The organism is Paracoccus nototheniae, from assembly GCF_004335005.1.
GTDB classification, from domain to species: Bacteria; Pseudomonadota; Alphaproteobacteria; order Rhodobacterales; family Rhodobacteraceae; genus Paracoccus; species Paracoccus nototheniae.
The window spans coordinates 26,028-32,027 of the sequence record NZ_RQRT01000053.1 but is presented as its reverse complement, the minus strand read 5'-3'; the positions used below and the strand labels follow the sequence as shown (position 1 = coordinate 32,027).

The following is a 6,000-nucleotide window of genomic DNA, read 5'->3' as shown; positions in this document are numbered from 1 at the left end:
TATGGCAGCCTCTGCCGCCGGGCCTGCCCGGGGGCGCGGGGATCAGAAGCTGCGCGTCAGTGTCAGCTTGACATTGCGGCCCGGCGCCGGGCCGGTCAGCCATGTCGCGGGCACGTAGTCCCGGTCGGTGACGTTGTCGATGCCCAGACTGATCTCGGTCCCCTGCACGACGCCCGATTGCGGCGCCCATGTCGCGAAGATGTCATGGACGCCGTATCCGCTGCGCCGGTCGGCCTCGGGCTTGTCGCGCCCGGCGGCCAGCGTGCTGCGCGCGCCCAGCCTCAGCGAGGGCGTCGCCTGATAGCTGGCCTGCATCATCAGCCGGTTGTTGGGCAGCGTGTCCAGATCGGTGCCATCCTGATCGCGCCCCTGGACCACCGAGACCGAGGCGCCCAGTTGCCAGCCGCCGCCGGCATAGCTGGCCTCGATCTCTCCGCCGCGCAGATAGGCGCGGTCGACGTTGACATAGGACGGGTTGGGGAAAGGCGCGTTGGTGCGGATGATCATGTCATCGATATGATTGCGGAACAGCGTTACCTTGACCGCCGCCTGATCGCCGGTCGCGAACAGATCGGTCCCGGCATAGCTGACGCCGATCTCGATGTTCTTGCCGGTTTCCTCGGTCAGGTCGGGCGAGGCGCCACTGATGATGCGGCCGGTTCCGCTGTCATACAGCTCGTCCACCGTCGGCACCCGCTTGACCAGCGCGGCGGAACCAAAGACCGACCATTGGTCCGTCAGCCGGTACATGGCGGCGATCTGCGGCTCCAGCGCATTGGTCGACAGGCTGTCATCGGTGACGGTGACGCTGTCCTTGGGTTCGGTCTTTTGCCGGGTATAGCGCAATCCGGTATTCACCGTCAGCGCCCCGAAATCCAGCTCCGACAGGGCATAGACCGCCGCCTGCCGGGTCATCGCCTCGGGGTGAGAGCTGGCGAGGGTCGTCGAGGACCGGTCCTGCTCCGAAGCCTCGATCCCGACGGTCAGGAAATGCCCGTATCCCGCGCCCGAGATGTCGGCGACGTTCTCACCCCTCAGCTTCCACAGGGCGTAATCGCGCCGCCCCAGCAGGCTGTCCAAGATCGGCTCGTCGGGGTCGTCGCCCTGCCGGACATCCTTGATCGTGTTCGAATAGGACAGCGTGACCTTGGCGTCGATCAGCGGATTGGCGGGGTCATATCCCCAGACCAGCCGCGTGGTCTGATCGCGCGTCAGGATGTCGCCCACACCCCAACCGGTGAAGCCCGGGAACAGGCCCGGCTGCGCGCCTTCCAACTGGTTGAAATCCTGATTGTCGCCCCGGGCCTCCATCTGCAGGTACGAGCCTTCCAGATAATGATCGCCCATCTGCTGGCGCGCCTTCAGCAGCAGGTTCGGTGTGTCGGAATTGGACCGCACCGTGGTCGTGCCATCCGGCGCCTTGGTGTCGCCCAGATGGCGATAGGCAAAGGCCGTCACCGCCTCGAACCCCTCGGTCGGCCGCCAGCCCCACGCGACGCTGCCAAAGCCCGTATCGGGGTTCGAGGCATAGCCAAGCCGCACCCGCCCGCCGCTGGTCCGGCCTTCGGCGATCAGATCGCCTGCATCGATCGTCTCCATGGCGATGACGCCGCCAAGCGCGCCCGCGCCGTAAAGGGTGGACGATCCGGGGCCGCGCAGCACCTCGACCCGCTTGAGGAAATCGGGTTCGACGAACAGCGACCCCTGCCGATAGGATTCGAAATATTTCCGTTCGCCGTCGATCAGCTGGACGATCCCGGCCTCGGATGCCGCGGTGCCGGACGATCCGAACCCGCGGATGTTGAAGCCCTGTCCAAAGAACCCGGCGCCGCCGGTGTTCGACACGCCCGGCACCTGCGCCAGCACATCGCCGATGCTGCCCGGCGCCAGATCGTCCAGCGCGGCCTGATCGACCACAGTGACCGATTGCGGCACGCTGGAGGCGACCCGTTCGGTCCCCGCGCGCAGAACGATCGGGTCAAGCAGGATGGCCTCGGGGGCGGGGGCCTGCTGGGCAGCCAGCGGCGTCGTTCCCATCAGAATGGCAAGAATGGTCGGTCCAGATCGCATGGCGTATCCCCTTGGCGTGCATGAAAAATCACGGCTGGCTGGGGCTGGCGTCTTGCGTCCGCTAGAGAATCTGATAAAACTTGTCAAGTACTGCGTCCAGCCGCCGCGCCAGATGCCTCGTCCCCCCCCCTCCTCCTTTCCCCGTCTGCTTGTCCCCGAGGCCCCTCATGAACGATCTGACCCCTGCGCGGCTGCGCGCCCTCAAAGCCGAGGGAACGCTGCGTCCCTTTGATCTGGCCCAGCAACTGGGCGTCCCCGAAGCTGCGCTGGTCGAGGCCGGGCTGGGCCATGACGCGATCCGCATTGATCCGACCCTGGGCCGCCTGATCCCCGCCGTGACGGCCTTGGGCGAGGTCATGGCCCTGACCCGCAACCGGTCCTGCGTGATCGAAAAGGTCGGCACCTATCATGATTTCCACGATGGCGATCATGCCGCGATGACGCTGGACACCGAGATCGACATGCGGATGTTTCCGCGCAACTGGGTTCATGCCTATGCGGTTGAGGCCGGGGGCCGCCGCTCGGTTCAGGTGTTCGATGCGGCGGGCGATGCGGTCCACAAGGTGCATCTGCGCGACACCAGCGACGCGGCCGCTTGGGATGCGCTCCGCCATGATCTGGCCTTGCCCGACCAGCAGACGCCATCCGCCTTTGGCCCGCGCGCCCCGGTCGAAGGCGCGCTGATCGCCGAAAGCCGCGCCGAGATGCTGCGCAGCGAATGGTCCGCGATGAGCGATACGCATCAGTTCAACACCCTTGTGCGGCGGCTGAAGATGAACCGGCTTGGTGCTTACCGCCTTGTGGGTGCGCCCCATGCCCGCGCCCTGCCGGTCGCGGCATCCGACGCGCTGTTTCAGGCCATCCATGCGCAGGCCCAGCAGGTGATGGTGTTCGTGGGCAATGCGGGCTGCATCGGGATCCATTCCGGCCCGATCCTGTCGCTGAAGCCGATGGGGCCGTGGCTGAATGTCATGGACGACCGTTTCAACCTGCATCTGCGCGCCGATCATGTGGCCGAGGTCTGGCTGGTCAGAAAGCCCACCAAGCGCGGCGCCGCCATCTCGGTCGAGGCGTTCGACGATCAGGGGGCGCTGATCTATCAGTGCTTTGGCATGCGCGCCGACCGGGGCGGCGACCCCGAGGGCTGGCTGCGGCTGGTCGAGGGGCTGGCCTCATGATCCGCGCCGCTGTCGCACTGCTGGCGCTGTCGCTGCCTGCCATGGCCCAGGACCGGGTGCTGGCCATCGGCGGATCGGTGACCGAGATCGTGCATGCGCTTGGGCAGGGTGACCGGCTGGTAGGGCGCGATTCGACTTCGACCTTTCCCCCGCAGGTGACGGCGCTGCCCGATGTCGGCTATATGCGCGCCCTGTCGCCCGAGGGCGTGCTGTCCGTCGCCCCCGATCTGATCCTGGCCGAAGACGGCGCAGGCCCGCCCGAGGCCGTTGCGGTGCTGGAACAGGCCGGCATTCCCTTTCACACCATGCCCGAGGGTCATGACGCGCAGGCCCTGATCGCCAAGATCAGGGCGGTGGCCGAGGCCCTTGGCACCCCCGAGGCCGCCGCAGCCCCCATCGCCGATCTGCAAGGCGATCTGGACCGGCTGGCCGAGGTCAATCGGGGGGTCGAAACCCCGCGCCGGGTCATGTTCGTGCTGTCGGTGCAGGGCGGGCGGATCATGGCGGCGGGGCAGGGCAGCGGCGGTGACGCGATCATCCGCATGGCCGGGGCCGAAAACGCCGTGCAGGGCTTTGCCGGTTATCAGCCCCTGACCGACGAGGCGATCACCGCCGCAGCACCCGAGGCCATCGTGATGATGACCCCATCGGGCGCGCGCAGCGATCATGACGCCCCTGACGCCGAGCTGCTGGCCCTGCCCGCCATCGCGACCACGCCCGCCGCCAGGGCTGGTGCGCTGATCCGCATGGACGGGCTGTATCTGCTGGGCTTTGGGCCACGCACGGGGCGGGCGGCGCTGGATCTGCACCATGCCATCTATGGGGATGGCTGATGGTCGCGCTGGATGCCGGGCAGCGGCTTGATGGCGACCGCAGGCCGTTGGGTCGCGCGATGGCGCTGTGGCTGGGGCTGGGCCTCATGGCGCTGGCGGCGGTGTCCCTGACGCAGGGCGCCTCGGGCGTGTCGGTGGTCCGGGCTGTGGGCGATTGGTGGACGGGCCAGCCGGTGGCGCTGACCGACCGGGTCGTGCTGTTGCAGATCCGCCTGCCGCGCCTGCTGACCGGGCTGCTGGTCGGCGCGGCGCTGGCCGTGTCGGGGACGGTGATGCAGGGGCTGTTCCGCAACCCGCTGGCCGATCCGGGCCTGCTGGGGGTCAGCGCGGGGGCCTCGCTTGGCGCCATCTCGGCCATCGTGCTGGGCGGGATGGCGCCACCCGCACTGGCTGCATGGGCGGGGTGGCATCTGGTGTCGCTGGCGGCCTTTGGCGGCGGCTGGCTGGCGATGATCGTCCTTTATGCCATTGCCACGCGGCAGGGCCGCACCTCGATCGCCACCATGCTGCTGGCCGGGATCGCGCTGGCGGCGATGGTGGGGGCGGTGTCGGGGCTGATCGTCACCCGCGCCAGCGATGATCAGCTGCGCGACCTGACCTTCTGGGGGCTGGGATCGCTGGCGGGCGCCAGCTGGGCCAAGCTGGCCGCTGCCGCCCCGCTGATTCTGGCCGGGCTGGTCACCGCGCCGCTGCTGGCGCGGGGCCTGAACGCGCTGGCTTTGGGCGAGGCGACAGCGACCCATACCGGCATCCGCGTCCAGCAGGTCAAGACGGCGGCGATTCTGGCGACGGCCACGATGACCGGCGCGGCGGTCGCCGTGTCGGGGGGCATCGGCTTTGTGGGCATCGTCGCGCCGCATCTGTTGCGGCTGGTGCAGGGGCCGGATCATCGTTGGCTGCTGGTCAATGCGGGGCTGCTGGGCGCGGCCCTGCTGATCGGGGCCGATATGGTCGCCCGCAGCATCGTCGCCCCGGCAGAGCTGCCCATCGGCATCGTCACCGCGATGGCGGGCGGGCCGTTCTTTCTGTGGGTGCTGCTGTCCAACCGCCGGATGCTGGACGCATGAGCCTGATCGCCCGCGACCTGCATGTGACCCTGTCGGGCCGCCCGGTCCTGAAGGGCATCGATCTGGTCGCGCCTGCGGGCCGGCTGACCGCGATCATCGGGCCGAACGGATCGGGCAAGACCACCCTGATGCGCGCCCTGACCGCCGAGATCGCGCCCGCGCGGGGTCGCGTTCTGATGAACGGCGCCGATCTGGCAGGGCAAGGCCCGCAGGCACTGGCCCGCCAGCGCGCCGTCCTGCCCCAGCACAGCGCGCTGAGCTTTCCCTTTACCGCGGCCGAGATCATCCGCATCGGTCTGGACCCCCTTCCGATGCCGGAACCGGCGCGCGTGGCGCTGATCCGGCAGGCGCTGGCGCAGGTGGGCCTGCCGGGTCATGCCGGGCGTCTGTGGCAGGATCTGTCGGGGGGCGAACAGCAGCGCGTCCAGCTGGCCCGCGCGCTGGCCCAGATCGCCGTGCCCGCAACGGTCGCTGCGCCGCGCTGGCTGTTGCTGGACGAGCCGGTCAGCAGCCTCGACATCGCGCATCAGCTGTCGGTGATGCGGCTGGCCGCCGCGCATGCCGCCGAAGGGGGTGGCACCGTGGCGGTCATGCATGACCTGAACCTGACCGCGATGTTCGCAGGTCACGTCCTGCTGCTGCAGAACGGGCAGGTGCTGGCCGAGGGGCCGCCCGATCTGGTCCTGACCGACCGGCTGCTGTCCTTGGCCTATGGCTGTCCGCTGCGCATCTGCCAGGCGCCCGCGCGGGGCGTCTGGTTGCTGCCGCAAAGCGCCGTCTGAGGCGCGACCCGCGTCGCTGCAATTCCAAACCTGCCCATCGGGACAGCAGGCATGGCCCATGGAACCCGCA

The 6,000-nt window shown here is 68.9% G+C and carries 5 protein-coding genes; 4 read left to right on the top strand and 1 reads right to left on the bottom strand.

Translation table 11 applies throughout. The features are described from left to right. Nucleotides 1-42: 42 nt before the first annotated feature. On the bottom strand, nucleotides 43-2,070 hold the full coding sequence (locus EG885_RS16480; protein ID WP_131576632.1) for a TonB-dependent receptor domain-containing protein: 2,028 nt from the start codon (nucleotides 2,068-2,070) through the stop codon (nucleotides 43-45). A gap of 167 nt (nucleotides 2,071-2,237) precedes the next feature. Between EG885_RS16480 and EG885_RS16475 the strand changes: the two genes are divergently transcribed. The 4 genes from EG885_RS16475 to EG885_RS16460 are packed head-to-tail and all read left to right on the top strand — an operon-like array spanning nucleotide 2,238 to nucleotide 5,930. After that, nucleotides 2,238-3,248: a hemin-degrading factor gene (locus EG885_RS16475; RefSeq protein WP_131576630.1), complete on the top strand. Its 1,011-nt coding sequence runs from the start codon at nucleotides 2,238-2,240 to the stop codon at nucleotides 3,246-3,248. Continuing rightward, nucleotides 3,245-4,081, top strand: a complete 837-nt coding sequence (locus EG885_RS16470; RefSeq protein ID WP_131576628.1) for a heme/hemin ABC transporter substrate-binding protein — start codon at nucleotides 3,245-3,247, stop codon at nucleotides 4,079-4,081. Before EG885_RS16475 ends, EG885_RS16470 begins: the two co-directional genes overlap by 4 nt. Further along, on the top strand, nucleotides 4,081-5,148 hold the full coding sequence (locus tag EG885_RS16465; RefSeq protein WP_131576626.1) for a FecCD family ABC transporter permease: 1,068 nt from the start codon (nucleotides 4,081-4,083) through the stop codon (nucleotides 5,146-5,148). The genes EG885_RS16470 and EG885_RS16465 overlap by 1 nt, the downstream gene beginning before the upstream one ends. Beyond that, nucleotides 5,145-5,930, top strand: a complete 786-nt coding sequence (locus tag EG885_RS16460; RefSeq protein ID WP_131576624.1) for a heme ABC transporter ATP-binding protein — start codon at nucleotides 5,145-5,147, stop codon at nucleotides 5,928-5,930. The genes EG885_RS16465 and EG885_RS16460 overlap by 4 nt, the downstream gene beginning before the upstream one ends. Nucleotides 5,931-6,000 lie beyond the last annotated feature (70 nt).